Source organism: Thalassotalea atypica (assembly GCF_030295975.1).
In the GTDB taxonomy this organism is placed as follows: Bacteria; Pseudomonadota; Gammaproteobacteria; order Enterobacterales; family Alteromonadaceae; genus Thalassotalea_F; species Thalassotalea_F atypica.
Genome location: NZ_AP027364.1, coordinates 1,485,059 through 1,511,653, shown reverse-complemented (window position 1 = coordinate 1,511,653; position 26,595 = coordinate 1,485,059). Strand labels below are relative to the sequence as shown.

At 41.3% G+C, this 26,595-nt stretch carries 18 protein-coding genes, 2 tRNA genes and 3 rRNA genes; 12 read left to right on the top strand and 11 right to left on the bottom strand.

Features of this window, described 5'->3' with window-relative positions:
- Positions 1–154 precede the first annotated feature (154 nt).
- Together QUE03_RS07000 and QUE03_RS06995 are read left to right on the top strand one after the other, a co-directional pair.
- The gene (locus tag QUE03_RS07000; RefSeq protein ID WP_286266521.1) at positions 155–1,474 is read left to right on the top strand and encodes a M28 family metallopeptidase; all 1,320 of its coding nucleotides are present in this window, start codon (positions 155–157) and stop codon (positions 1,472–1,474) included.
- Positions 1,474–2,514 (top strand): 2-dehydropantoate 2-reductase, encoded by a 1,041-nt coding sequence (locus tag QUE03_RS06995; RefSeq protein WP_286266520.1) that lies wholly within the window; start codon positions 1,474–1,476, stop codon positions 2,512–2,514. Before QUE03_RS07000 ends, QUE03_RS06995 begins: the two co-directional genes overlap by 1 nt.
- Before the next feature lie 5 nt (positions 2,515–2,519).
- On the opposite strand, the gene QUE03_RS06990 is transcribed toward QUE03_RS06995, so the two are convergent.
- Positions 2,520–2,891, bottom strand: a complete 372-nt coding sequence (locus tag QUE03_RS06990) for a GNAT family N-acetyltransferase (protein ID WP_286266518.1) — start codon at positions 2,889–2,891, stop codon at positions 2,520–2,522.
- Between the two features lie 251 nt (positions 2,892–3,142).
- Here QUE03_RS06990 and QUE03_RS06985 point away from each other — a divergent pair, with 251 nt between their 5' ends.
- The 3 genes from QUE03_RS06985 to QUE03_RS06975 all read left to right on the top strand — a co-directional run bounded on the left by QUE03_RS06985 (position 3,143) and on the right by QUE03_RS06975 (position 6,329).
- A complete protein-coding gene (locus tag QUE03_RS06985; protein WP_286266517.1) occupies positions 3,143–4,996 on the top strand; it encodes a DUF885 domain-containing protein in 1,854 nt (617 codons plus the stop codon).
- A 170-nt stretch (positions 4,997–5,166) separates the two neighbouring features.
- A complete protein-coding gene (locus tag QUE03_RS06980; RefSeq protein WP_286266515.1) occupies positions 5,167–5,757 on the top strand; it encodes an AAA family ATPase in 591 nt (196 codons plus the stop codon).
- Positions 5,758–5,933: 176 nt separating this feature from the next.
- Positions 5,934–6,329, top strand: coding sequence for an ExbD/TolR family protein (locus QUE03_RS06975; RefSeq protein ID WP_286266514.1), 396 nt, complete (start codon positions 5,934–5,936; stop codon positions 6,327–6,329).
- A gap of 74 nt (positions 6,330–6,403) precedes the next feature.
- Here QUE03_RS06975 and rrf read toward each other — a convergent pair.
- From rrf to QUE03_RS06950, 5 genes are all read right to left on the bottom strand, one after another.
- A 5S ribosomal RNA gene (gene rrf / locus QUE03_RS06970) occupies positions 6,404–6,518 on the bottom strand.
- Between the two features lie 162 nt (positions 6,519–6,680).
- Positions 6,681–9,561 (bottom strand): 23S ribosomal RNA (locus QUE03_RS06965).
- A 389-nt stretch (positions 9,562–9,950) separates the two neighbouring features.
- Positions 9,951–10,027: transfer RNA gene (locus QUE03_RS06960), tRNA-Ile, on the bottom strand.
- Positions 10,028–10,056: 29 nt separating this feature from the next.
- Positions 10,057–10,132, bottom strand: a tRNA-Ala gene (locus QUE03_RS06955).
- 105 nt (positions 10,133–10,237) lie between these two features.
- Positions 10,238–11,780 (bottom strand): 16S ribosomal RNA (locus QUE03_RS06950).
- The 16S, 23S and 5S rRNA genes sit together here with 2 tRNA genes alongside, the layout of an rRNA operon.
- 1,083 nt (positions 11,781–12,863) lie before the next feature.
- Here QUE03_RS06950 and QUE03_RS06945 point away from each other — a divergent pair.
- Both QUE03_RS06945 and QUE03_RS06940 read left to right on the top strand, forming a co-directional pair.
- Positions 12,864–16,034 (top strand): S8 family serine peptidase, encoded by a 3,171-nt coding sequence (locus tag QUE03_RS06945; protein ID WP_286266512.1) that lies wholly within the window; start codon positions 12,864–12,866, stop codon positions 16,032–16,034.
- Between the two features lie 66 nt (positions 16,035–16,100).
- On the top strand, positions 16,101–16,601 hold the full coding sequence (locus QUE03_RS06940; RefSeq protein ID WP_286266510.1) for a PEP-CTERM sorting domain-containing protein: 501 nt from the start codon (positions 16,101–16,103) through the stop codon (positions 16,599–16,601).
- Positions 16,602–16,689: 88 nt separating this feature from the next.
- On the opposite strand, the gene pssA is transcribed toward QUE03_RS06940, so the two are convergent.
- Positions 16,690–17,574, bottom strand: coding sequence for a CDP-diacylglycerol--serine O-phosphatidyltransferase (gene pssA / locus QUE03_RS06935; protein ID WP_286266507.1), 885 nt, complete (start codon positions 17,572–17,574; stop codon positions 16,690–16,692).
- Positions 17,575–17,768: 194 nt separating this feature from the next.
- Between pssA and QUE03_RS06930 the strand changes: the two genes are divergently transcribed.
- A complete protein-coding gene (locus tag QUE03_RS06930; protein WP_286266505.1) occupies positions 17,769–18,194 on the top strand; it encodes a DUF4124 domain-containing protein in 426 nt (141 codons plus the stop codon).
- Positions 18,195–18,269: 75 nt separating this feature from the next.
- Here the strand turns inward: QUE03_RS06930 and clpB are convergent, their stop codons facing one another.
- From clpB to rluD, 3 genes are all read right to left on the bottom strand, one after another.
- On the bottom strand, positions 18,270–20,843 hold the full coding sequence (gene clpB / locus QUE03_RS06925; RefSeq protein ID WP_286266503.1) for an ATP-dependent chaperone ClpB: 2,574 nt from the start codon (positions 20,841–20,843) through the stop codon (positions 18,270–18,272).
- A gap of 154 nt (positions 20,844–20,997) precedes the next feature.
- On the bottom strand, positions 20,998–21,792 hold the full coding sequence (gene pgeF, locus QUE03_RS06920) for a peptidoglycan editing factor PgeF (RefSeq protein WP_286266502.1): 795 nt from the start codon (positions 21,790–21,792) through the stop codon (positions 20,998–21,000).
- Positions 21,773–22,747 carry a 23S rRNA pseudouridine(1911/1915/1917) synthase RluD gene (gene rluD, locus QUE03_RS06915; protein ID WP_286266500.1) on the bottom strand — a complete coding sequence of 325 codons (975 nt, stop codon included), beginning with the start codon at positions 22,745–22,747 and terminating at the stop codon, positions 21,773–21,775. Before rluD ends, pgeF begins: the two co-directional genes overlap by 20 nt.
- A 153-nt stretch (positions 22,748–22,900) precedes the next feature.
- Here rluD and QUE03_RS06910 point away from each other — a divergent pair, with 153 nt between their 5' ends.
- Positions 22,901–23,668, top strand: a complete 768-nt coding sequence (locus tag QUE03_RS06910; protein WP_286266498.1) for an outer membrane protein assembly factor BamD — start codon at positions 22,901–22,903, stop codon at positions 23,666–23,668.
- 83 nt (positions 23,669–23,751) lie between these two features.
- On the opposite strand, the gene glnB is transcribed toward QUE03_RS06910, so the two are convergent.
- The gene (glnB, locus tag QUE03_RS06905; protein ID WP_286266497.1) at positions 23,752–24,090 is read right to left on the bottom strand and encodes a nitrogen regulatory protein P-II; all 339 of its coding nucleotides are present in this window, start codon (positions 24,088–24,090) and stop codon (positions 23,752–23,754) included.
- A gap of 168 nt (positions 24,091–24,258) precedes the next feature.
- On the opposite strand from glnB, the gene nadE reads away from it, so the two are divergent.
- The 3 genes from nadE (at position 24,259) to QUE03_RS06890 (ending at position 26,567) form a co-directional block, all read left to right on the top strand.
- Positions 24,259–25,095 (top strand): NAD(+) synthase, encoded by an 837-nt coding sequence (gene nadE, locus QUE03_RS06900; protein ID WP_286266495.1) that lies wholly within the window; start codon positions 24,259–24,261, stop codon positions 25,093–25,095.
- 103 nt (positions 25,096–25,198) lie between these two features.
- Positions 25,199–25,768 carry a pilus assembly FimT family protein gene (locus QUE03_RS06895; RefSeq protein ID WP_286266492.1) on the top strand — a complete coding sequence of 190 codons (570 nt, stop codon included), beginning with the start codon at positions 25,199–25,201 and terminating at the stop codon, positions 25,766–25,768.
- Positions 25,769–26,003: 235 nt separating this feature from the next.
- Positions 26,004–26,567: a chalcone isomerase family protein gene (locus tag QUE03_RS06890; RefSeq protein ID WP_286266490.1), complete on the top strand. Its 564-nt coding sequence runs from the start codon at positions 26,004–26,006 to the stop codon at positions 26,565–26,567.
- Positions 26,568–26,595: the final 28 nt, after the last annotated feature.

Here is a 26,595-nt window from a genome sequence, read left to right as displayed (position 1 = left end):
AAATACAAAACATAAAAATTAAGAATATTGGTTGGTATGACTTTAAGGGTGATGCTCAACTTGTACTATGCTCCTTTTTCTCCAACTTTACCTTTGCATCTACTCTCAGCTGAATTATCCTAACCCGTAAAGATCACATAATAACAATAGACACATGAAAAAATTCTCCTTAAAAACAGCTGCATTAATTGCCAGTATGCTCGGGCTTAACCTCCACGTGAATGCTGCACCAATCTCACTTGAATCCGTAAAGAACGATATCACTTATCTTGCCAGTGATGAACTTAAAGGCAGGGCCAGTTTCACAGCTGAGCTTGATGTCGCAGCCAGTTATATTGCTAATCGCTTTAAGAGCATTGGATTAAAACCTTTTAAGAGTCACTACTTACAACAATTTCCTATCTACTCTTTTACTCCTGAGAAAATTTCGTTATCACTAAATGGCATTACCATTTCAAATGAAAAGTTAGCTCTAGCAAGCACGGCTAAGCAAATACATTGGACACAAGACAGTGATGTAAACATTACCTACATCAAAGACAACCATGACTTTCGGTCAACACTTAAAAAGCTCAATCAGGCGGGAGGGGATCACTTAATCCTCATCGATCCTACGCATCAACCACTTTTTGAACGGTACAAAGCCTATTTTCATAACGGATTAACCAAACTAAATAACAGCAACCAAGGTTCGTTATTATTGGCAATAACCAATATTACAGAGTTGGAGCAATTCTCTGCTAGTGGTAAAACAACCATTGCCAATAAAACACTCACTAATGTTGTGGGCGTGTTACCGGGAAAAAGTAAAGCCTCTGAAGTTATTTTATATTCGGCGCACTATGATCATTTAGGCACTCGCATCATCGAAGAGCAGCAAGATCATGTTTTCAATGGGGCTGATGATAATGCATCTGGTACAACGGCGATTATTAACCTCGCTCAACATTTTGCTAACACCCGTGATAACGAAAGAACATTGATTTTCACTGCATTTACGGCAGAAGAAATTGGCGGTTTTGGCTCGAAATACTTTTCGCAACATATTCCAGCAGACAATATAACAGCGATGATAAACATTGAAATGATAGGCAAGGCATCTAAGTTTGGCCCTGGAAAGCTATGGATGACGGGCTCAGAGCGCTCAAACTTAATTGATATACTCAATGATTCGCTCCGTAAAAACAATGAAAAAATATACGCCGATCCTTACCCACAAGAGCAACTTTTTTATCGTTCAGACAATGCAACATTAGCGCGTTTGGGTGTACCTGCACATAGCTTTAGTACCACACAATTAGATCAAGACCAGCATTATCATAAAGCAAGTGACGAGATTGAAACCATCAACTTACAGTCAATGACAAACGTGATAAAAGCTCTAGCACTAGCGACAAAAAGCCTAACACAAGGTAGTGTAACGCCGACAAGAATTGATACCAGTAAAGTTAGAGCATCAGGAAAAATTTATTAATGTCTGAACTCCCCAGAGTCGCTATATTTGGCGCGGGTTCTATTGGCTGCTATATCGGTGGCTGGTTACTTCAAACGTACAACGAAGCACCAGAGCGACTACTGTTTATTGGACGAGATACACTTAAAGCTAAGCTAGAATCAGGACTTAAAGTGACTGACTATAATGGCAATAGTTTTGTCAGTCACTCCATCTCTTCTGTAATGTCAACAGGACAAGCAGAGGAACAGACATCTGTGCCCATCGATATCTTGTTAGTCACAATTAAATGTACCGCAATCAACAAATGTATTGATCAACTTTCAAAATTCATCACTGAAAAAACTGTCATAGTTTGCTTGCAAAATGGCATTGGTAGTGAAAAGCCAATCAAAGAGCATTTTACCAAAAATAACATTGTGTGCGGAGTGGTAGGTTTTAATTCTCTCGAAGTAGAGACTAATCATTATCATCGAGGTACCGCGGGAGAAGTGATAATTGAAGACCTAAACTTGCCTGTGATTAACAAGCTGATCAACATACTAAATCAAGTCAATATTGAGACTGAATTAACCCAGCAAATTGACGCAATTCGATGGGGCAAGCTTTTACTTAATTTAAATAATGTCGTTAATGCACTTTCTGGTGTGCCTTTAAAGGAAGAGCTGTCTGACAGAAAATATCGCGTTGTATTAGCGCAAGCGATGCGTGAAGTCCTCAATACACTAAAGCGAGCAAACATTACTCCAGCGAAACTCACGGCAGTATCGCCTAACTTGCTGCCATTTATATTAAAATTACCGACCCCCATTTTTAAGCTTGTGGCCAACAAAATGTTAGCCATAGATCCACTAGCAAGATCTTCAATGTGGTATGACATTGAAAATGGTGTAGAGACTGAAATTGACTTCATTAATGGTGCAATACTAGCTATTGCCCAGAAATACCATACGCAAACACCAATTAATCTTCAGCTCGTTAAATTGATGCACAAGGCACAAAAAAACAGTACCGGTAGTCCAAAGTTCAATGCTGATGATTTATATAAAATGCTGTTTTAAGTGCCCTAATCAATAGGCAATGAGTATTGCATGTAATATTGAAGATCATCTTGATTAACCACTTCATAGCCATGTCTGCTGTACAAATTTTTAGCAGGATTCGCCAAAAGTACGCTTAAAGTGATGTTCTTATTTTTCAATTTCGCTTTATTTTTAACGACATCCAGAACCATGCTACCAAGGCCTTTGCCGTGATATTTAGGTAATATCTGTAATTGTCGAATATGTAAGCTTTGCGCCAATACGCCAAGCTTTAACACACCAATAGGTTCATTATTTAACAAGATAAGATTCGAGTCGTTGAAATGTTCAAAAACTCGCGCACGGTGTTGCTCATCGGTCATAAAAAGCCCTGCCCGCTCTAAATGCTCAGTCATAGACAGTTTTCTCAGGCTCAGTAGGAAGCTAACATCTAAAACAGACGCTTGCTTAAAGCTCACTTTATATCTGGTTTTCTCTTTATTCAATGCTCTGTAGTTTTAAGGTAAAAGCCAATATGCAAAAATATCTCTTATATATGGCAATTTAACAACCATTTATCGTAGTTTTACGTCTATTTATCGAGGCTATGTTGATTACTTGTACTAAAACGTAGCAAACTGTCAAAAATCTAATAAAAGGAAGACAAATGCAATTTAAGAAATCGCTACTAGTTCTTGCAATTACAGGTTCACTTTTAAGTGCTTGTTCTCAAGAAGCTACACCAACTAACCAGCAAGCGAACAATGAAAATAAAAGTGCTGAAGTAGCTGACGTTCAAGCAAAATCTGAATCTCAATTAGCCAACGAGCTTTTCGACCAAATCTTTGATGAAGGCATTGATCGTAGTCCTATGATGCAAACTTACTTAGGCATCAAAAAAGACTATGACAAATGGAACGATATTTCTGAAGAAAATAGCCTGAAAGAATTAGCAATCACTAAAGCTGATTTAAAACGAATTCAAGCATTAGACGTTAGTAAATTAGATAAACAAACTAAAGTAAGTTACGCCCTACTAGAACAGAACCTACAACAAGAAATTGATGACTTTAAATGGCGTCACCATAACTACCCTGTTAATCAAATGTTTGGCCTTCATTCACAAGTGCCTGCATTTTTAATTAATCAACACAGCATCGACAACGAGAAAGAAGCGCAAGACTACATCGCACGTATCAATGGTGCGAATACACTGATAAATCAGTTAATCGATGGTCTAAAAATTCGAGAAGAAAAAGGTATCATTGCACCTAAGTTTGTTTTCGAACATGTTATTCGTGATTCTGGGAATATAATTACTGGAGCACCGTTCAACGATGGTGAAGATAGTCCAATCCTTGCTGACTTTCGTAAAAAAGTTGAAAAGCTTGAGCTAGATGAGGCAAATAAAGCGACATTATTAGCTGACGCTACTACAGCATTAACGACAAAATTAAAGCCAGCCTACGAAGATCTAGTTAGCTACCTAACAGCCTTAGAAACTAAAGCTGATACACGTGATGGTGCGTGGAAATTCCCTGAAGGTGAAACATTCTTTAACAATGCACTAAACCGCACAACCACAACAGACTTAACCTCTGAGCAAATTCATGAGATTGGCTTAAGTGAAGTAGCACGCATTCACGATGAGATGCGTGAAATTATGGCAAAAGTTGGTTTTGAAGGCGATTTAGCTGCTTTCTTTGAGTTCATGCGTCATGACAAGCAATTTTATTACAACGGTGATGAAGAAGGTCGTGCTCGTTACTTATCTGAAGCAACAGCTATGATCGACACCATGAAAACGCGTTTAGACGAGTTATTCTTAACTAAGCCTAAAGCAAGCTTAACAGTGAAAGCCGTTGAAGCATTCCGTGAAAAATCTGCGGGTAAGGCTTTTTATCAACAACCAACACCCGATGGTTCACGTCCAGGCATTTACTACGCTAACCTTTACGATATGGAAGCGATGCCTACGTATCAAATGGAAGCATTAGCTTATCATGAAGGTATTCCTGGTCATCACATGCAAATAGCTTTGAAACAAGAATTAGAGGGTATTCCTAAATTCCGTAAATTCGGTCGTTATACTGCCTACACTGAAGGTTGGGGACTTTATTCCGAAATGATCCCGAAAGAGATCGGTTTTTATCAAGACCCGTATTCAGACTTTGGTCGTTTAGCAATGGAGTTATGGCGCGCATGTCGTTTAGTCGTGGATACAGGTATTCACACTAAGAAGTGGAACCGTGAACAAGGCATTGAGTACTATGTCACCAACACACCAAACGCCAAATCTGACGCTGTAAAAATGGTAGAACGTCATGTTGTAATGCCTTCACAAGCAACCGCTTATAAAATTGGTATGCTGAAAATCGTTGAGCTGCGTGAGCAAGCTAAAACTAAGCTAGGGGACAAGTTTGATATACGTCAGTTCCATGACGTAGTCTTAAGCCAAGGCCCAGTACCATTAAACGTATTAGAAACTATGGTGAACGAGTACATTGCGGCTAACCTATAGGTTACAGTGTTAACTGCTAACATTTAAAGGCTCCTTCAGGAGCCTTTTTTATAGCCATCATTTTAATGAGCCAAATCAATTTACTAAATGATTAAAAACAGTATTCTATAATTTAATCATTGTATTAATAACCGCTCAAAATTCTTAAGAAACAAAATAGGCTTTGGATAATGCATAAACTAAATATTAAAAAACGGATCGTACTGACTGGCGGCCCAGGTGGAGGAAAAACGACAGCATTAGACCTGATCAGAAGAGAATTTGCTGGAAAAATTGCTTTAGTGCCTGAATCAGCAACCATGATATTTAGTGGAGGAATTGAGCGTACAATGGACGATGATGTGCTTAAAGCTCAACAAACAGCCATTTTTCATTTGCAAAAGAACTTGGAAGACATTCAAAGAGCCACTTATCAAGATTGTTTAATTTTGTGTGACCGAGGAAGTTTAGATGGCCTCGCCTATTGGCCAGGTAGCAACGAAGATTTTTTCAAGACTATGAATACAAGCTTAGATGAAGAACTTAATCGATACGATGCGGTTATATTTTTTGAGACTGCAGCTAAATCGGGTGAAAATATAAGAAGTAATAACCCAATTCGTAATGAATCAGACCAAAAAGCCATAGAATTAGATGATAAACTCCAACAAGTATGGTCAAAACACCCAAACTTCAACTTGGTGGGTAGTTCTGAGTCCTTCATTAGAAAAGTTATGTTTGGCATTATGACTATTGAGAATGTCATAGGTCAATATAAGTAATTCTCTTTAGTTAGCCTTCCAATATAGTGATAAAAACCTCACCTTTATTACCTTAATTTGCTAGTCATATTTAAATAGCTAATACTTATTACGATATTATTCGTATAAAAGCTTGCTATTACGAAAAAAATCGTACATCTTTTAGACACAACTAGAATAAAAACTTGGAATGATGAATGTCTCGAAAACGTAAATTTGATGAACAACAAGAAGGTGAAGTAGACATGACGCCGATGCTCGACATCGTGTTTATTCTACTTATATTTTTTATCGTCACTACATCCTTTGTTAGAGAGGAAGGCTTGCTCGTTAATAAACCTAAAGCAAACAAAGCTCAAAAAAGTGATAGCCCGATAATTCTTGTCAGAATAAGTTCCACTGGTCTTATAACCTTTAATGGTAAATCAGTAGATATTGAGCGCCTTGCAGCAAGAATTGAAAGCTTTACGGCAAAAAGTCCAACAACATCCGCAGTCGTCATTCCAAGCTATGAAACAACTCATGAAAATGTAGTAAAGGTAATTGATGAAATTAAGCAGTTTGAGGACATTATTGTTTCAATAGGAAAATAGCAGAGTATTTTGTAGTACTAAACGCCAGACGTAAAAAAGCCCGACTCTTTCGAATCGGGCTTTTCATAATAGAAGCTTGACAATGTCCTACTCTCACATGGGAACTCCCACACTACCATCGGCGCTATTGCATTTCACTTCTGAGTTCGGCATGGGATCAGGTGGTTCTACAACGCTATTGTCGTCAAGCAAAAAAACTACAATCTTGAAAGCTGATGACGTGCACGAATGCACTAATATCGCAATGACATGGATGTCAGTGAGCGATGTAAATACTTATCTAAATCTAATCAGTAACACGAGTACGTGACTTTTATTCATGTCAGACACACAAAACCACTTGGGTGTTGTATGGTTAAGCCTCACGGGCAATTAGTATCAGTTAGCTCAAGGCCTCACAACCCTTACACACCTGACCTATCAACGTTGTAGTCTCCAACGACCCTTTAGGGGACTTAAAGTCCCAGTGAGAACTCATCTCAAAGCCTGCTTCCCGCTTAGATGCTTTCAGCGGTTATCAGTTCCGAACGTAGCTACCGGGCAATGCCATTGGCATGACAACCCGAACACCAGAGGTTCGTCCACTCCGGTCCTCTCGTACTAGGAGCAGCCCTCTTCAATTCTCAAACGCCCACGGCAGATAGGGACCGAACTGTCTCACGACGTTCTAAACCCAGCTCGCGTACCACTTTAAATGGCGAACAGCCATACCCTTGGGACCGACTTCAGCCCCAGGATGTGATGAGCCGACATCGAGGTGCCAAACACCGCCGTCGATATGAACTCTTGGGCGGTATCAGCCTGTTATCCCCGGAGTACCTTTTATCCGTTGAGCGATGGCCCTTCCATACAGAACCACCGGATCACTATGACCTGCTTTCGCACCTGCTCGACGTGTCTGTCTCGCAGTTAAGCTGGCTTATGCCATTGCACTAACCGTACGATGTCCGACCGTACTTAGCCAACCTTCGTGCTCCTCCGTTACTCTTTAGGAGGAGACCGCCCCAGTCAAACTACCCACCAGACAGTGTCCCCAAGCCCGATTAGGGCCCTAGGTTAGAACATCACGCATACAAGGGTGGTATTTCAAGATTGGCTCCACCACATCTAGCGACGCGGTTTCAAAGCCTCCCACCTATCCTACACATGTAGGAGCAATGTTCACTGTCAAGCTATAGTAAAGGTTCACGGGGTCTTTCCGTCTAGCCGCGGGTATACGGCATCTTAACCGCAAATTCAATTTCACTGAGTCTCGGGTGGAGACAGTGTGGCCATGATTACGCCATTCGTGCAGGTCGGAACTTACCCGACAAGGAATTTCGCTACCTTAGGACCGTTATAGTTACGGCCGCCGTTTACCGGGGCTTCGATCATGAGCTTCGCAGAGCTAACCCAATCAATTAACCTTCCGGCACCGGGCAGGCGTCACACCGTATACGTCATCTTTCGATTTTGCACAGTGCTGTGTTTTTAATAAACAGTTCCAGCCACCTGGTTACTTCGACTCTCCTGTGCTTACTCCGCAAGGGATTCACACTAGAGAGCGTACCTTCTCCCGAAGTTACGGTACTATTTTGCCTAGTTCCTTCACCCGAGTTCTCTCAAGCGCCTTAGTATTCTCTACCTAACCACCTGTGTCGGTTTGGGGTACGGTTCCTATATATCTGAAGCTTAGAAGCTTTTCCTGGAAGCATGGCATCAATGACTTCAAACCCTTGGGTTCTCGTCTCGTATCTCAGCCTTAAGAAGACCCGGATTTACCTAAGTCTTCAGCCTACATACTTTCACACGGACTACCAACGCCGTGCTCACCTAGCCTACTCCGTCCCTCCTTCGCAATATATAGAAGTACAGAAATATTAATCTGTTTCCCATCGACTACGCGTTTCCGCCTCGCCTTAGGGGCCGACTTACCCTGCCCTGATTAACATGGGACAGGAAACCTTGGTCTTTCGGCGGGGGAGTTTTTCACTCCCCTTATCGTTACTCATGTCAGCATTCGCACTTCTGATACCTCCAGCAAACCTCTCAGTTCACCTTCAACGGCTTACAGAACGCTCCCCTACCACTTAACTTAAAAGTTAAATCCGCAGCTTCGGTGCATAGTTTAGCCCCGTTACATCTTCCGCGCAGACCGACTCGACTAGTGAGCTATTACGCTTTCTTTAAAGGATGGCTGCTTCTAAGCCAACCTCCTAGCTGTCTGGGCCTTTCCACATCGTTTCCCACTTAACTATGACTTTGGGACCTTAGCTGGCGGTCTGGGTTGTTTCCCTCTTCACGACGGACGTTAGCACCCGCCGTGTGTCTCCCGGATATCACTCATCGGTATTCGGAGTTTGCAAAGGGTTGGTAAGTCGGGATGACCCCCTAGCCTTAACAGTGCTCTACCCCCGATGGTGTTCGTCCGAGGCTCTACCTAAATAGATTTCGGGGAGAACCAGCTATCTCCCGGCTTGATTAGCCTTTCACTCCGACCCACAAGTCATCACCGCATTTTTCAACATACGTGTGTTCGGTCCTCCAGTTGATGTTACTCAACCTTCAACCTGCCCATGGGTAGATCGCCGGGTTTCGGGTCTATTCCTTGCAACTAAACGCGCAGTTAACACTCGCTTTCGCTACGGCTCCCCTAATCGGTTAACCTTGCTACAAAAAATAAGTCGCTGACCCATTATACAAAAGGTACGCAGTCACCCGAAGGCTTCCACTGCTTGTACGTATGCGGTTTCAGGTTCTATTTCACTCCCCTCACAGGGGTTCTTTTCGCCTTTCCCTCACGGTACTGGTTCACTATCGGTCAGTTAGGAGTATTTAGCCTTGGAGGATGGTCCCCCCATATTCAGTCAACATTTCACGTGTGCCGACCTACTCGATTTCATGGTAAGTTTGTTTTCGTGTACGGGGCTATCACCCTGTATCGCTAAGCTTTCCAGCTTATTCCACTAACTTACAAACCACTTAAGGGCTAATTCCCGTTCGCTCGCCGCTACTAAGGAAATCTCGGTTGATTTCTTTTCCTCGGGGTACTTAGATGTTTCAGTTCTCCCGGTTCGCCTCACTTAGCTATGTATTCACTAAGTGATAGTGTCTTATGACACTGGGTTTCCCCATTCAGAAATCTGAGTCTATAACGGTTTTTATCACCTCAACTCAGCTTATCGCAGATTAACACGTCTTTCATCGCCTCTAACTGCCAAGGCATCCACCACATACGCTTAGTCACTTAACCATACAACCCTAAGTAGTCTTAGAATGTTCGGAGACTAATCCGAACTAATCGTACAGCCTGACATTTTCACGTACTCTCACATCTTTCGATGTAGATGAGTTACTTGATTTAGATTTTTTATTAACATTCTCCGAGGAGGAGAAGTTAATCAGCTTGTTCGATAAACGATAAGGTTATCTCACTCGCTGTTGGTATCTATATGTTGATGTATTGAAACGCGCGACACGTTCAACACCATATAAACACCGGGTATTTATATCAGCTTTCCAGATTGTTAAAGAGCTTCAAACTAGCGCGCATTCGGCTAATTCGTGGTTTAAAAAACCAAATTTAAATCATCTTAAAAAAGATAGCTTAAATTTGGTCATTTAATTCTTTGTGAAGAAGATTGGTAGGTCTGGGCAGACTTGAACTGCCGACCTCACCCTTATCAGGGGTGCGCTCTAACCAGCTGAGCTACAGACCTGCATAAGTACCTAAGTACTACACAATAAGTGGTGGAGCTAAGCAGGATCGAACTGCTGACCTCCTGCGTGCAAGGCAGGCGCTCTCCCAGCTGAGCTATAGCCCCTTATTATGCTAGGGTTTTACTTTTCTTCTTCTAATTTGTTATCAGTGCAATTTGTGTGAACACTCATGAAACCCGAAGGCTTCCATCAGGCGTTTTACTTCAAGATAAGGAGGTGATCCAACCCCAGGTTCCCCTAGGGTTACCTTGTTACGACTTCACCCCAGTCATGAATCACAAAGTGGTAACCGTCCTCCCGAAGGTTAGACTAGCTACTTCTTTTGCAACCCACTCCCATGGTGTGACGGGCGGTGTGTACAAGGCCCGGGAACGTATTCACCGTAGCATTCTGATCTACGATTACTAGCGATTCCGACTTCACGGAGTCGAGTTGCAGACTCCGATCCGGACTACGACGTACTTTATGGGATTCGCTCCACCTCGCGGTCTTGCTGCCCTTTGTATACGCCATTGTAGCACGTGTGTAGCCCATCCCGTAAGGGCCATGATGACTTGACGTCGTCCCCACCTTCCTCCGGTTTATCACCGGCAGTCTCCTTAAAGTTCCCGACATAACTCGCTGGCAAATAAGGATAGGGGTTGCGCTCGTTGCGGGACTTAACCCAACATTTCACAACACGAGCTGACGACAGCCATGCAGCACCTGTCTCAGAGTTCCCGAAGGCACTAAACTATCTCTAGTAAATTCTCTGGATGTCAAGGGATGGTAAGGTTCTTCGCGTTGCATCGAATTAAACCACATGCTCCACCGCTTGTGCGGGCCCCCGTCAATTCATTTGAGTTTTAACCTTGCGGCCGTACTCCCCAGGCGGTCAACTTAGCGCGTTAGCTACGCTACCCACAGATCAAGTCTACAGACAGCTAGTTGACATCGTTTACGGCGTGGACTACCAGGGTATCTAATCCTGTTCGCTCCCCACGCTTTCGTACCTCAGCGTCAGTATTTGTCCAGGTGGCCGCCTTCGCCACTGATGTTCCTTCCAATCTCTACGCATTTCACCGCTACACTGGAAATTCCACCACCCTCTACAATACTCTAGTTTGCCAGTTCAAAATGCAGTTCCAAGGTTGAGCCCTGGGCTTTCACATCTTGCTTAACAAACCGCCTACGCACGCTTTACGCCCAGTAATTCCGATTAACGCTCGCACCCTCCGTATTACCGCGGCTGCTGGCACGGAGTTAGCCGGTGCTTCTTCTGTCGCTAACGTCACAGTACTAGTTTATTAAACTAGCACCTTTCCTCACGACTGAAAGTGCTTTACAACCCGAAGGCCTTCTTCACACACGCGGCATGGCTGCATCAGGCTTTCGCCCATTGTGCAATATTCCCCACTGCTGCCTCCCGTAGGAGTCTGGGCCGTGTCTCAGTCCCAGTGTGGCTGATCATCCTCTCAAACCAGCTAGAGATCGTCGCCTTGGTAAGCCTTTACCTTACCAACTAGCTAATCTCACTTGGGCTAATCAAATGGCGAGAGGTCCGAAGATCCCCCCCTTTGGTCCGTAGACATTATGCGGTATTAGCAGTCGTTTCCAACTGTTGTCCCCCACCATAAGGCATATTCCCAAGCATTACTCACCCGTCCGCCGCTCGACGCCAAAGTAGCAAGCTACTTTTCGTTTCCGCTCGACTTGCATGTGTTAAGCCTGCCGCCAGCGTTCAATCTGAGCCATGATCAAACTCTTCAATTAAAATCGTTTGTGCATCATAAGATGCGGCTCAATGAATTCTGTACATTTAAAACATATGTTCTTATAACCCGAAGGTCATAAGTAGTTTTGCGTGAACTTCATCATTAAGCTGTTTTTTTTGTCCCGAAGGACTATGTAAAATCAACACTAATGTGAGTGCTCACACAAATTGCATGATAACTAATTGTTAAAGAACAATGCCTCGATGAGACATTAAAAGTTAAATCGCATTCGTTTAACTTCTTGCTTCTGGCTATTCAACCGTGAGGCTGATGGCTCGTTGAAGCGGATGCGCATTTTACGCTTCCTGATTTCAATGTCAACAAGTTTTTAAAACTTATTTTTTGAAGCGTTTATCTTAACTTTCGTTTAGTTAAACATTCCAAAGTTTGAAACCAACCTCTTGGGCTTGTCCCGAAGAAGTGGAGCGCATTTTAGGGATTTCTGGGAAAGGATCAAGCTTTATTTTAAATTAATGCACTGTTCGCTTATTTATTAAACAAAGCACTTCTGTAATACCGAATTTAAGGTGTTTTAATCAATTTAGAGGTAGTCACTATATAGATGCCAGAACATAAAATAGACTTTATAACTCTTAACAGTCGCCCTCTTCATTAAGCTTTCTACGAATGAGAAATATAAATGTATGGCAAGGAATTAAATGAAGTGACAGCTTTCTTTACAAAACATTAACACAGAATTCACAAACAAGTCACATCAATCAATTTGTGAAAAGATCATGAGACTGAACAAATGACGCCATGCAAACGATATCCTTTGCAAAACAAAATATTATACAATATAGGCATAAAATACAGAATATAATATCGTAGAGTACGTTTCGATACGGATTTACACGAACTCAAAGCAAGAATTTTTCCGTTAAAATACCGTTAAAATTTTTTACAAATAATTAACAAGTGCCTTGAACAACCTCTGAATCCTTTATAATTAAAGGACTTTTGAATTTAGGTATTGTTATTGCATTGTTACATCGTTCGCAAATTGTGGTTACTAAAACTCGACATAGATCGAACATTAGGTAATTGGCAGCGGAAATATAACAAAAAAACGGAGAGAACAATGCAATTAAAGAAATCCATTGTCGGGAGTATGATAACACTTGCTTTGGCATCTACTAGTAGTGCCTTTGCAAATGAAGTTACTGCAGACATAAGTAAATTTAGGGCAGCAGGAAATAGTGCTGGTGTTAAAAAAGGTACAGGTCTTTATATCGTTCAAATGAAAGGCCAACCAGCTATTGCAGAAGCTCAAGATATTGGCGAGTTATTACCAAGCAACCAATTAGTAGGTATTGGCAAAAATAATTACAATGCAACAACCCCTGCAATGCAAGCTTATGCTGCTGCATTAGAAAAAAAACAAGCTGCAGTTGCAGGAGAAACGGGCTCTATTAATATAATTCACTCGTATAAGCATACATTTAACGGTTTCTCTGCAAAATTAACTGAGAAGCAACGTACGCAATTAGAAGCCCACCCTGATGTTGTTGCAGTTTATGAAGATTCTCTACAGAAAGTTAACACATCCAATACCCCTGCATTTTTAGGGTTAACTGGCCCAGGTGGTCAGCATTCAATGGATATTAAGGGTGAAGACGTAATTATTGGTGTTTTAGACACTGGTATCGTACCTGAACACCCAAGTTTTGCTGACGACGGTTCATACACCGATCCAGCCAGCATAGGTTGGAATGGTAGCTGTGACGCAGGTGAAGAAGCTGAAGCAGGCTCTTTCAACTGTAATAACAAATTAATCGGTGCTCGCTATTACAAAGACGCTTTTGAAGCGAGCTATGAGATTCAAACAGGATTAGGTGAGTTTATATCACCTCGTGACGCTGATGGTCACGGCTCTCATACCGCAAGTACTGCCGGTGGTAACGAAGGCGTTGCCGCGGAATTATCAGGTTTAGATGCTGGTACTGTTTCAGGTATTGCTCCACGTGCACGTGTTGCAATGTACAAAGTATGTTGGAACAGTGACTATCAAAATGAGAACGGCGATGATGAAGCGGGTTGTTTTTATGGCGATAGCATGGCAGCTATTGACCAAGCCGTTGTTGATGGCGTAGACGTTATTAACTACTCAATTGGCGGTAGTAGAACAAGCTTAGTCACTGCTGCAGCTGCAGCTAAACTAAGAGCTACACAAGCAGGCGTATTTGTTTCTGTATCTGCTGGCAACAGCGGTCCTACAGCAGAAACTGTCGGAACACCTGCTCCATGGGTTACAAGTGTTGCTGCGTCAACATATGATGGAAGCTCAAAAGTAATTGGTAAAGAACTTAGTATCAATGCTGGCACAGATGCTGGTACATCGGTTCTTGCTATTCCAACCTCATTTGCACCCGCTGCAGATGGACTGACAGGTGACGTAATAGCAACAGAAGACAGTGAAGCTTGTGATGCTGCTGACGGAACTAACCCTATTGCTGGGCAAGGTAGTCTTTCAGGAAACATTGCACTGATTGCACGTGGTTCATGTAGCTTTACCGAGAAATTTGTCAACGCTCAAGATGCTGGTGCTATTGGTGTATTAATATACACCTATGACGGTACTTCACCATTTGCAGGTGGAGGTGCAGATCCCGCAGTAAATGTTCCAGGTTCAATGATTTCGTTTAACGATGGTCAAGCGTTGTTAACGAGCATTAGCAACGGAACTACAAATGTCACTTTTACTGACGTTGACTCTACAGACGATTTCACAGAAATTGGGAATATCATGGCGGCATTCTCGTCACGTGGTCCTAACACTGCTAGCTACGACATTATCAAGCCTGATATCACGGCTCCTGGTGTTAAAATTTTAGCTGCAACAACCAATACACCAATGTTTGGTAGCCAAGGAAATACATTTGCTTACTTGCAAGGTACTTCAATGTCTAGCCCACACATAGCGGGTATGGCGGCATTGTTTAAAGAATCTAACCCGGCTTGGTCACCAGCTCAGATTAAGTCAGCTCTAATGACTACAGCTCGTCAAGACTTAACTAAAGAAGATGGTTCAACACCAGCTGACCCATTTGATTTTGGTGCGGGTCATGCCTCACCAGTAAATGCTATGGACCCAGGCTTACTATTTGATAGTAACTATGCTGACTATTTAGCCTTCTTATGTGGTATTGGCGAAAACGACTTTGTAAATGCAACAGAAACTGATTGTGATACTTTAGCAGGATCCGGCTTTAGTACAGAGCCAAGCCAGTTGAACTTACCATCAATTGGTATTGCTGAGCTACTAACTCCTGAAACAATATCAAGAACTGTGACAAACGCTACCGACAGTGCAGCTGTTTATACTGCAACTATTGAAGCGCCAGAAGGCGTTGACGTAGTACTAGCGACTTTTGATGCAGAAGGCAACCCTATTGCAGATAATGTATTGTCGATTGATGCTGCTGGTACTGCAAGTTTTGCATTAACTTTTACTTCAAATGAGAATGCTGTTGTTAACGAATGGAAATTTGGTTCAATCACTTGGACTGATGGTGCAGGACACGTAGTTCGTAGCCCTATATCAATTAAAGTTGCTCCTACGGTAAGAATTGATGTTCCAGATGAACTTTCAGGCACAATGTCACGTGGTCGCTTTAGCTTCCCCGTACAAATGCTTTACTCAGGAACAACCTCTATTGAGCATGCCGGCCTTGTTGCACCATTTGGCGCAGCTGGTGTTGTAACACAAGATCCAGACCAAACATTTACATTCCCTGACGATTTGCAGGATGACAATTACAGTTTATTCCACTTATTCGAAGGCACTCAAGTCGCACGTTTTTCTTTACTAAACGGTTTAGTCGCAAACGAAGGTGCGGATTTAGACTTGTATGTTTATCGCTGTGATAACTGGTTATGTACACGTGTAGGCGCATCATTTAACGGTGGCTCTAATGAAGATGTAGTTTTAGTGAATCCTGAGCCTCGTGCAGATGTCAGTGTAGGAGATGTTTACCTTGTAGCCGTTCATGGTTGGGATGTTGCCGCAGATGGTGAACTTCCTGTAGAAGAGCAATCAACAGAATACACCATGCTTGGTTGGATAGCCGATTCAGCAGCGAGTACTACTCGCGTTGTTTCTAGCCGACGTGCTATTGAAGGGCGCTATAACTGGGTGTCTATTATGGACCGTAGTTTAACACCAGGTGTTTACATGGGTGGCATTACTTTCTTCGATGATGAAGCAGAAGCGCAAGGTACTAGCGTTGTAGAAATCGTAGTAGAAGAATAATTCGTTTTTAAATTGGCTCCCTATGAGGTATTAGGGAGCCCAAAAATAAGAAATAATAGGTGTAATATGTTAAAAAAATTACTTTCACAAGCTGTATTGCTTTTAGCGATGACTTTCGCTACAACTGCCAACGCAGTATTGATTACTCAAGATATTAACGTAGATGATGCAGGTTTTACGCTTGGCTCAATTTCAATACAAATTGATGATGCTGACTTAGGAAACGGCTTAGTATCAGTTTCGGAATTTGCTGATTTAACTTTATTTGGTATATCTGATCTTGATGTTTTTGGCTTTGAAGCTGTAATCGATACGAACAATATATATGCAGGGATTGAGTTCTTATTCTTTGATGTACAAGAAATAGGCTTTGATTTCTGGAACTATCAATTAATTTACGATAACTTTGCTCCGGGCGCGAATTTCGTGGATATTTTTGATAGCACTGGGCCAGTATTTTTCTCGACTGAGATCAGCCTAGGGGGAGCACAAGTCGTTCCAGAGCCAGCTGCAATTGTATTATTGCTAACGGGTTTACTTTCACTTAGGTTGCGTCGAAAAGCCTAATTCACTAATAACCAGAAAATTATAGACAATAAAAAGCCAGCATTTTGCTGGCTTTTTTAATTAGTCAATTACTTATAATTAGTAGTAATTACTTTTCAACTTTATCTTCGGCCGATAAAGCCTCTTTAGTATTATCGATATCTACTTCTTCTAAAGAAGTGTCAACATCATTTAACTTTGCTTCGGCTTCGTCCTGCTTAAATTCTGCATCATGCGCGTTATCATCGCCAACTACATGTTCAAGCTTTAACTCTTTAACTGAGCGAATCGTTGTAACAGGGCCAGAACAAGCATAAAGTACAAACACGGCCATTAATAACTCTGCTGGGCTAGATGCAACGACAACAAAAACTAAGACGATCAATAAAACAACCACAAAGTTAACTTTACCTTTCCAGTCGACATCTTTAAAGCTGTTGTATCTAAAATTACTGACCATCAATAAACCTGAAACAATGGTGATAATCCCCATGATAAATCCATAGTCTTGGCCAACAATCTGGTATTCTGTTCCTGCCCACACAATACTAGCAATTACGCCAGCAGCCGCTGGGCTCGCCAAGCCTTGAAAGTACCTTTTATCCGCTACGCCAACTTGCGTGTTGAACCTCGCCAATCTAAGTGCCGCGCCTGCTACAAAAACAAAAGCCGCAAGCCATCCAAACTTTCCCATTCCTGAAAGAGCCCAGTTATAAGCAACAAGTCCCGGCGCAATGCCAAAGCTAACCATATCAGCCATGCTGTCATACTCAGCGCCGAATGCACTTTGGGTATTGGTCATTCTGGCGACTCTACCGTCTAAGCCATCAAAAATCATCGCGATGAATATTGCAATTGCAGCAGCTTCAAAGTGGCCGTTCATCGAAGAAACAACGGCATAAAAACCGGAAAATAAGCCAGCAGTAGTAAGCAAATTAGGAAGCAAATAGATTCCTCTGCCTTGCTTTGTGTCTTGGCCGTGCTTAGTTGTCATTTAAAATATCTTTCCATTTAACTAAAATTAGCGCTAATTTATCACAATCGGAAAAATGTCGCATCTGCATTTTGTAAATCCAAATGTATTCAAATAGATAAAACCTTTGCGTATTTGTTACATTGTTAGTATAAGAATAGTAATAACTTTGAATGATTTGATGACGTTTGTTTCTATTGGTAAGGCAATATTAAATGCATAGTAAAATTTTAGCGGTCATTGCGCTTTTAAGCTGCACAACACTTTTTGCTCAAGAAAAAGCAGTATATCGATGGGTCGATAATAATAATATTGTTCATTTTAGTCATGAACATCCTGCAGACAAAGACTATGCCGAAGTCAAAGTCCAAGTATCATATCAACCTCCTGTATCGAACCCAAACGACACCAATACATCAACAGAACAGGAAATAGATAGTAAGTCGCAACTAAATGCTGACGCAATGAAGCAGAATTGTGAAACATCTAAAACCAATTTGAGCGTGCTCGATTCGTTTGCACGTATTGTGATTAAAAATGAAAAAGGTGAGGACCAGCTGCTTACTGACGAAGAGAAAAAAGCGCAGATTGAACTCAATAAAAAACAAGTAGAACTATATTGTCCAAGCGAAGGAAATTAAGCTGGCTCAATTCTAACTATTAAATAAAAAAGGCAGGAGATTTCCTGCCTTTTTTATATTTAGAGCCAAAACGATTTAATGTTTAAATTGCAAGTTATCATCTTTCAATTCAATATTAATCTGGTCTCCTTTGTCAAACTCCCCAGCTAACAGCCTTTGAGCTAATGGATTTTCAATTTCATTTTGTATCGCCCTTTTAAGAGGTCTTGCACCAAATAAAGGATCAAATCCCGCTTTTGAAATCTTATCCAAGGCTTCTTGTGAAATAGTCAGGCTAATTTCTTTTTCCAATAGGCGTTTTGCTAACGCCTCAACATGGATTGAGGCAATTTGAGCAATCTGCTCCGACACTAGCGGATGAAATACAACACTGTCGTCTACACGATTGATAAACTCTGGCTTAAAATGTTGGGAAAGCTCTCCCATAACACGCGCTTTCATTTCATCATATCGACTATCATCCCCAAATTCTTGAATGATATCCGACCCCAAATTTGAGGTCATTACAATAACCGTATTTTTAAAGTCTACTGTTCTACCCTGCCCGTCAGTTAATCGGCCATCATCAAGCACTTGTAGTAAAATATTAAAAACATCAGGGTGTGCTTTCTCCACTTCATCTAACAGTACTACTGAGTAGGGCTTGCGCCTCACCGCTTCGGTTAGGTAGCCCCCTTCTTCGTATCCAACATAGCCAGGTGGTGCACCGACTAGACGCGCGACTGAGTGCTTCTCCATAAACTCTGACATATCAACGCGGATCAATGCATCCTCTGTATCAAATAAAAACTCGGCTAGTGCTTTAGTAAGCTCCGTTTTACCGACTCCAGTTGGGCCTAAGAATAAAAATGAACCTATTGGCTGATTGGGATCAGCCAGGCCAGCACGAGAGCGACGTATGGCGTTTGAAACCGTAACAACAGCTTCACTTTGACCAATAACTCTTTTATGTAGGCTATCTTCCATTCTTAGCAATTTTTCTCGCTCTTCAGACAACATTTTAGCCACAGGAATGCCTGTTGCTCGACTAAGAACATCTGCAATTTCAACTTCTGTAACCTTGTTTCTTAATAAGGTCATTTCCTGCATTTCAGCTTGGCTGGCAAGATCAAGTTGCTTTTCTAGTTGCGGAAGAACCCCGTATTGAAGCTCAGACATACGATTTAAATCGCCAATTCTTCGAGCTGCTTCAAGCTCTAACCTTGCTTGCTCCAAGTCTCCTTTAATAGTTTGTGTGCCATGTAATGCCGCTTTTTCTGTCGTCCAAACTTCGTCCAGTTCATCGTAACTGGTTTGGTTAATTTCAATTTCATGAGAAATTGCCGCTAAGCGTTTAACTGATGCTTGGTCATGCTCATCTTCTAACGCTTTTTGTTCAAGCTTAAGCTGAATGATACGACGCTCCAATCGGTCTAGATCTTCAGGCTTAGAGTCAATTTGTAACCTTATACTTGATGCAGCTTCATCGATAAGATCAATGGCTTTATCGGGTAGCTGACGATCACTGATATAACGATGAGAGAGAGAAGCAGCAGCTACAATAGCAGGATCGGTAATGTCGACCGAATGATGTAGCTCGTAACGCTCTTTCAAGCCACGTAAAATAGCAATAGTATCTTCAACGCTCGGCTCTTCAACAAGTACTTTTTGAAAACGTCGCTCTAATGCAGCATCTTTTTCAACGTATTGGCGGTATTCATCCAATGTTGTTGCGCCAACACAGTGTAAATCTCCGCGTGCTAATGCAGGCTTTAACATATTACCCGCATCCATGGCGCCATCGGTTTTACCCGCTCCTACCATGGTGTGCAATTCATCAATAAATAAAATGACTTGGCCTTCTAACTGGGACAATTCATTAAGAACGGACTTCAGACGCTCCTCGAATTCTCCGCGATATTTAGCACCTGCCACTAATGCCCCCATATCCAAAGAAAGTACTTGTTTATTCTTTAGCCCTTCCGGCACTTCTAAATCAACAATACGTTGCGCTAACCCTTCGACAATCGCCGTTTTTCCTACTCCTGGTTGGCCAATTAGAACGGGGTTGTTTTTTGTTCGGCGTTGAAGCACTTGAATAGTACGTCTGATTTCATCATCACGGCCAATTACGGGATCTAACTTGCCCTGCTCCGCACGTTCTGTTAAATCGATGGTATATTTATCTAAGGCTTGACGTACATCTTCTGCGTTAGGTTCATCAACAGATTGTCCGCCTCTTACATGCTTAATTGCATCTTTGACGCGTTGCTCATTGGCACCTAAAGATTTTAAAATTTGACCTAAAGTACCAGTATCTTCCAAAGCCGCTAGGACGAAAACTTCTGAAGAAATATATTTATCGCCTAGCTTTTGTGCGTACTTATCACAAAGATTAAGCAAATTACCGGATGTCGAAGATAGCTGAACTTCTCCGCCCACCCCATGAACTTGTGCTAAACCTTTTAATGCGGTTTCAATTTGACTTCGTAATGACTGAGTATTTATACCTGCACTTTTGAAAAGTGTCTTTACACTGCCTCCTTGTTGATTCAATAAAGACATCATTAAATGTAGAGGCTCTATAAACTGATGATCTTTGCCCAATGCAAGTGATTGGGCATCTGAAATTGCAACTTGAAATGATTGGGTGAAACGGTCTAAACGCATGAAAATACTCCTACTGCCATATTACTGGTCTTACTGTTTTGCTCTGTAGTAGTTATAAGGTTTATTTTCGATTTTTCAACACTATACTTGTGCAAGTTTGATTTTGAACAATTATTACTCTGTAGCCTAGCAGAGCTTGATGGTGTATTTTATTCTATTTACTCGGTTGTATCGCTATGATCGATGCCATTCTACCGGTGATGTTATCTCGTCGATAAGAATAATATTTATCTCTGTTTTGATACGTGCATTCATCAAGCGAGGATATATGGACAACGCCTAGCTTTTCGAGTAAATACTTGGCTATGCCTTGAAGATTTGCAAAGCATTTACCTTCAACTGTTGGCGTAAACTGTTCAGACAACTCATTGTCTAAACTTATGAACGCTTGCTTAACTTCAACCCCTACTTCAAAAGCTTGTTGACCAATACAAGGACCTAGCCAACACAAAATATCTGCTGGCTTTGTCTCCATTTCATTAACCGTCTTAGCGATGATATTTTTAACAAGTGGTCGCCAGCCTGCATGAATGGCTGCTATTTCTTTTCCCTTCTTGTCGGTCAGCAATATCGGGAGACAATCGGCTGTCATCACAGCTAACGCAACAGCGGTGTTTTTTGTAATAGCGGCATCAGCTGTAATATGGGTCGTATGGTGGGTTTCAACATGAACTACATTGTTACCATGCACTTGCTCAAGCCATTGTATTTTTCTTCCTTGAAGCAATTCTTTTTCAACCTTTGCTTGACGCTCAATGACTTCAATTTCATTATCATTGACATGCAGCCCGAGATTAAACTGTCCATATGGGCTAGTTGACGCTAAATTGCGTTCTTTTGACTGCGCAGAAAATGGACTGTTCTGAGTAGTCGTAAAGGCCAGCACAGAATCTACTGGCCAATTTACCCAATGTATAGCACAGTTAATGTTAGATTTCTGGTTGCCCATTGAGTTTATTATCTTCTTTTAATAACTTAACTAACTTAACAAAATCTTCCGGTAATTCCGCGCGCCATGTCATGAGCTCACCGGTAATTGGGTGATAAAGCTCTAACATAGCAGCGTGTAATGCCTGACGTTTAAATCCACGTAGATAGTCTAATAACTCTGGCGCTGCATTTTTAGGCGGTCGAGGACGACCTCCATAAACAGGGTCACCGACCAAAGGATGAGTAATGTGCGACATATGAACACGTATTTGATGAGTACGTCCTGTTTCTAGGCGCAAACGCAACCTTGTATGAAGTCGATATTTTTCCATCACACGATAATGGGTTACTGACGGGCGACCTGAAAAAGTTACTGCCATGTGGGTTCTTTTTGTCGCATGACGCCCAATTGGCTCATCAACAATACCACCTGCGGTCATTATGCCATTAGCAACTGCTTCATATTCCCGCGTGATCTCCCTAGCTTGCAACGCTTCAACTAAGTTAGTTTGCGCCGCAATAGTTTTCGCTACTACCATTAATCCGGTCGTGTCTTTATCAAGACGATGCACTATACCTGCTCGAGGTACAACATCTAATTGCGGGCAATGATTTAACAAAGCATTTAATACTGTACCATCCGGATTCCCTGCCCCTGGATGAACCACTAAATCTGCCGGTTTATTAATGACAAGAATATCGTCATCTTCATACACAATATTTAACGGGATATCTTGGGCTTCGAATCTGATTTCAGCTTCTACTGACGCATTAATGTCAATCTGTTCACCGCCAAACATTTTTTCACGCGCTTTGGTCACAACGCTATCATTTACTTTAACGTGACCATCTAAAATCCACTCTTTTAATCGAGATCGTGAATAATCAGGAAACATTTCCGCTAAAGTTTGGTCTAATCGTTTTCCTAAGCAAGCTTCAGGAACAATATCTCGGTGTTGAATAATTTCAGCCATTAAAGTCTCTTTGGTATCAAATTGGCATTAGCACTGTGCAAGGCAAGTTTGCTAGGTTAGAATGCAACTATCTCGTTGCAGGATGTATTTTACCCATTTACGTGGGGCTTTCATAATAATTTTAACTAAAACAACATAGTGATAATGAAGTCTATGGAAAAATTGACATTAAAAGTGGTGTTTATTTCGCTACTTATCGGCCTAACAGGTTGTTCTTCTTCGGAAAAAGAAATTGAAAAAGTGCCAGATAAATCTGCACAATCATTATTTAGCGATGCTAGGGAAGCGCTCGATAATGGCTTATATCAAAAAGCTATTCAGATTTTATCTGCGATAGATTCACGTTTTCCGTTTGGTCCTATCTCCCACCAAGTACAGCTAGACCTTTTATATGCCTACTATAAAACAGGTGATACGGGTCAAGGTATCGCATTAGCCGATCGCTTTTTACGCTTAAACCCTACACACCCAAATGTAGATTACGTGCATTACATGAAAGCACTTATCTATATTTCTACGGAAGAAAACTTGTTTCAAGACATGGCAGGTATAGACCGTTCAGATAGAGATCCAACAGCATCTCGAGATGCTTTTAAAGCACTTAGTATAATTATCGAGCAACACCCTGAAAGTAAATATGGTGCGGATGCTCGTAAACGTATGATTGCAATTAAGTCTCGTTTGGCAAAATATGAACTAGCCGTTGCAAAGTTCTATTTTAAACGTGAGGCCTATGTTTCATCAGCTAATCGCGGACGTTATATTGTTGAATATTACTCGCCTAGTGAAGAGGTTGAAGAAGCTTTAGAGATAATGATAGAAAGCTACAAAATTTTAGGACTAGATGAATTGCGTGCCAACGCAAAACAAGTGCTAGCTCTAAATTACCCTGATAACCCACTGGTTGTAAGCAGTGACTAGGTCGTAAATACCTAAACAAAAAAACGCCGTTTTCGCGGCGTTTTTTATTGTTTCAATATTTGATTGCTTATTGCTTTGACTGGCTATATCGCAGATTCATCTTCTTCTCCTGTACGAATACGAATCACACGTTCTACTTCAGTAACAAAAATTTTACCATCACCAATTTTACCTGTTTGTGCTGTGTTCATAATCGCTTCTATACAACGCTCTACATCTGACGATGCAACAACAATCTCTAGCTTCACTTTCGGCAAAAAATCAACCATATATTCGGCGCCACGGTATAACTCCGTATGCCCTTTTTGGCGACCAAATCCTTTAACTTCAGATACTGTCATTCCTGATACGCCAATTTCTCCTAATGCTTCACGAACATCGTCCATCTTAAAAGGTTTTATAATTGCTTCTATTTTTTTCATTTGCGGCTCTGCGTGTTTCAACTAATAAGGGTATTATTCCTTTTTTCTATACAAAATAAAACGTTTGACGAAAATCAATCTCAGATAGCACTTATTTAGCAAGTTTGCGCTCTACTTTCATCATAATTGTTTGTTAAACTGTATAAAACCACGACAAAAGGAAAAATAATGGATCCGCAGTTGATCAGAGATGAAATGAAAGTGCTTGCGCAAATTGATGTTAAATTTGAAATAGAGCGCCGCGTCAATTTTATCAAACGTACTTTAGTCTCTTCAGGCCTTAATCATTTAATTTTGGGAATTAGCGGTGGTGTAGACTCTTCAACTTGCGGCCGTCTTGCACAGCTCGCCATAGATGAACTTAATAATGAAACAAAAAATGCCACATACAAGTTCATTGCCATGCGCCTGCCATACGGCGTTCAAGCTGACGAAGATGATGCACAAGCGGCGCTAACATTTATCAAGCCTAACGCAGTGATAACGACCAATATCAAAGCCTGTGCTGACGGTATTCACCAAGAAGTCATTGACGCATTAAGTAACGTAGATCTATTAACCGCAACCAATGCACAAATCGATTTTTCAAAAGGTAATGTAAAAGCGCGAGCCCGCATGATCAGTCAATATCATATCGCTGGCATACTTGGTGGTCTGGTGATTGGAACAGATCACTCTGCAGAAAATATTACTGGTTTTTATACTAAATGGGGCGATGGTGCCTGTGATTTAGCGCCGCTCTTTGGCCTATCAAAACGCCAAGTGAGGCAGCTTGCTAAACATATGGGTGCTCCCAGTATACTCGTTGAAAAAGCGCCGACGGCTGATTTAGAGGATTTAGATCCTGGCAAAAAAGATGAAGATGCACTTGGGCTATCCTATGACCAATTGGATGATTTTCTTGAAGGTAAGTCAGTGGCTCAAGAAGTTGAAAACAAGATAGTTAGTACATTTGTAAAGACCCAACATAAACGCCAATCCATTCCTACGATATATGATATTTAATAGGGACTGTAGTTAATTAATTGGTGTTTATTTGGTCTCTACGGACAAAAATGATATAACTTTACCTATAGGAATAATCCTTTAGCAGTATAAAGGTGAAAATATGCATAAACAAAATGGATTTACCATTGTTGAGTTGATGGTGGGTTTAGCCATGATAGGGATTCTGATCTCTATTGCACTGCCTAGCTTTAGTGACTGGACAATTAGGATGCGTGTAGACGATGAAATTTCTCAAATGCACCGCCTTTTATTATCAACACGTAACACGGCGGTCAATATGGAACTTCCAGTCACCATTTGCCCTTTAGATGACAGTAATGTTTGTGTTAATGATTGGACCGGTGAGATCAGTGTTTTCACTAATGTTGGCGTTGGCAATGCCGCGCCTGATACCACGCGCTTCTTACCGGCGAATGACGAGACACTTGTTCGTGTAAAAATGCCCATTAAAGATGGTGATGATCTTAGCTTTCCGCTTGCAAGCATAGTCTATCAACCTACGGGGCAGTCTGGTGGATTTGCTGGAACCTTTATTTATTGTCCTAGTGGTAACGTCGATAAAAATAGAGGACTTATCGTATCTCTTAGAGGTCGCGTCTATGCAACCAGTGACACAGATAATGACGGAATAGATGAAAATAGACAGGGCGCAGAGTTAACTTGCCCTTAATAGTAAATAATATTACTAGCTATCGTTGTATTAAAATATAAGAAACTAAAAGAAGCATAATTGCTTCTTTTTTTGTGCTTATTTATAGCAATGTAGTCAATAATAAAGAATACCCTTCCCCGAATACTCAATGATTAGTGAAACAAACTCGATCAACAATCTTACATTTTAATGCGTTAGTATGTGCGCTTCATAAAACCCAAATTGACTTGCTCTTATACACCTAGGATAACCAATGAAAAAATATACTACGCTACTCTTTGTCTTTCTATTTATGAATTCCACAACCCTTTGTGCTCAAGATGTCGCAGGAGCAAATATTGCGGAATCATTGCAATTTGAAAAAAACAACTTGGTACTAAATGGTGCAGGACTGAGAGAAAAGTTTGTTTTTGATATTTATGCAGCGGGTCTGTATTTAATGACACCAACGTCAGATGCTAACGATATTATTAATAAAAATGAATTCATGGCGATTAAGCTTCATATGCTCAGAGATATTTCAGGACAGGATATGGCTGATGCAATTTTTGAAGGCTTTGAACATGCACTTGATGGCAACACTACACCGTTAAGGGCTGAAATTAACAGTTTCCTTGAAATTTTTGGTAATGAAGCGGCTAACGGTAATGTTTATCAATTCAACTATGTTCCAGGGCAAGGGATGAAGGTCTTTATCAATGACAAGCTCGTGAAAACCATTGAAGGTATTGAGTTTAAGCGCGCACTCATAGCCATTTGGTTAGGGGATAAACCTGCGCAAGAATCGTTGAAGAAATCGTTACTGAGTCTAAGCTAACTTGCCATTTATCATTCGCAGGCAAAGC

What these genes read in the sequence shown, in the direction of transcription:
- QUE03_RS07000 (WP_286266521.1), top strand. Translation starts at nt 155, where the DNA reads ATGAAAAAATTCTCCTTAAAAACAGCTGCATTAATTGCCAGTATGCTC.
- QUE03_RS06995 (WP_286266520.1), top strand. Translation starts at nt 1,474, where the DNA reads ATGTCTGAACTCCCCAGAGTCGCTATATTTGGCGCGGGTTCTATTGGC.
- QUE03_RS06990 (WP_286266518.1), bottom strand. Translation starts at nt 2,891, where the DNA reads ATGACTGAGCATTTAGAGCGGGCAGGGCTTTTTATGACCGATGAGCAA.
- QUE03_RS06985 (WP_286266517.1), top strand. Translation starts at nt 3,143, where the DNA reads ATGCAATTTAAGAAATCGCTACTAGTTCTTGCAATTACAGGTTCACTT.
- QUE03_RS06980 (WP_286266515.1), top strand. Translation starts at nt 5,167, where the DNA reads ATGCATAAACTAAATATTAAAAAACGGATCGTACTGACTGGCGGCCCA.
- QUE03_RS06975 (WP_286266514.1), top strand. Translation starts at nt 5,934, where the DNA reads ATGTCTCGAAAACGTAAATTTGATGAACAACAAGAAGGTGAAGTAGAC.
- QUE03_RS06945 (WP_286266512.1), top strand. Translation starts at nt 12,864, where the DNA reads ATGCAATTAAAGAAATCCATTGTCGGGAGTATGATAACACTTGCTTTG.
- QUE03_RS06940 (WP_286266510.1), top strand. Translation starts at nt 16,101, where the DNA reads ATGTTAAAAAAATTACTTTCACAAGCTGTATTGCTTTTAGCGATGACT.
- pssA (WP_286266507.1), bottom strand. Translation starts at nt 17,574, where the DNA reads ATGACAACTAAGCACGGCCAAGACACAAAGCAAGGCAGAGGAATCTAT.
- QUE03_RS06930 (WP_286266505.1), top strand. Translation starts at nt 17,769, where the DNA reads ATGCATAGTAAAATTTTAGCGGTCATTGCGCTTTTAAGCTGCACAACA.
- clpB (WP_286266503.1), bottom strand. Translation starts at nt 20,843, where the DNA reads ATGCGTTTAGACCGTTTCACCCAATCATTTCAAGTTGCAATTTCAGAT.
- pgeF (WP_286266502.1), bottom strand. Translation starts at nt 21,792, where the DNA reads ATGGGCAACCAGAAATCTAACATTAACTGTGCTATACATTGGGTAAAT.
- rluD (WP_286266500.1), bottom strand. Translation starts at nt 22,747, where the DNA reads ATGGCTGAAATTATTCAACACCGAGATATTGTTCCTGAAGCTTGCTTA.
- QUE03_RS06910 (WP_286266498.1), top strand. Translation starts at nt 22,901, where the DNA reads ATGGAAAAATTGACATTAAAAGTGGTGTTTATTTCGCTACTTATCGGC.
- glnB (WP_286266497.1), bottom strand. Translation starts at nt 24,090, where the DNA reads ATGAAAAAAATAGAAGCAATTATAAAACCTTTTAAGATGGACGATGTT.
- nadE (WP_286266495.1), top strand. Translation starts at nt 24,259, where the DNA reads ATGGATCCGCAGTTGATCAGAGATGAAATGAAAGTGCTTGCGCAAATT.
- QUE03_RS06895 (WP_286266492.1), top strand. Translation starts at nt 25,199, where the DNA reads ATGCATAAACAAAATGGATTTACCATTGTTGAGTTGATGGTGGGTTTA.
- QUE03_RS06890 (WP_286266490.1), top strand. Translation starts at nt 26,004, where the DNA reads ATGAAAAAATATACTACGCTACTCTTTGTCTTTCTATTTATGAATTCC.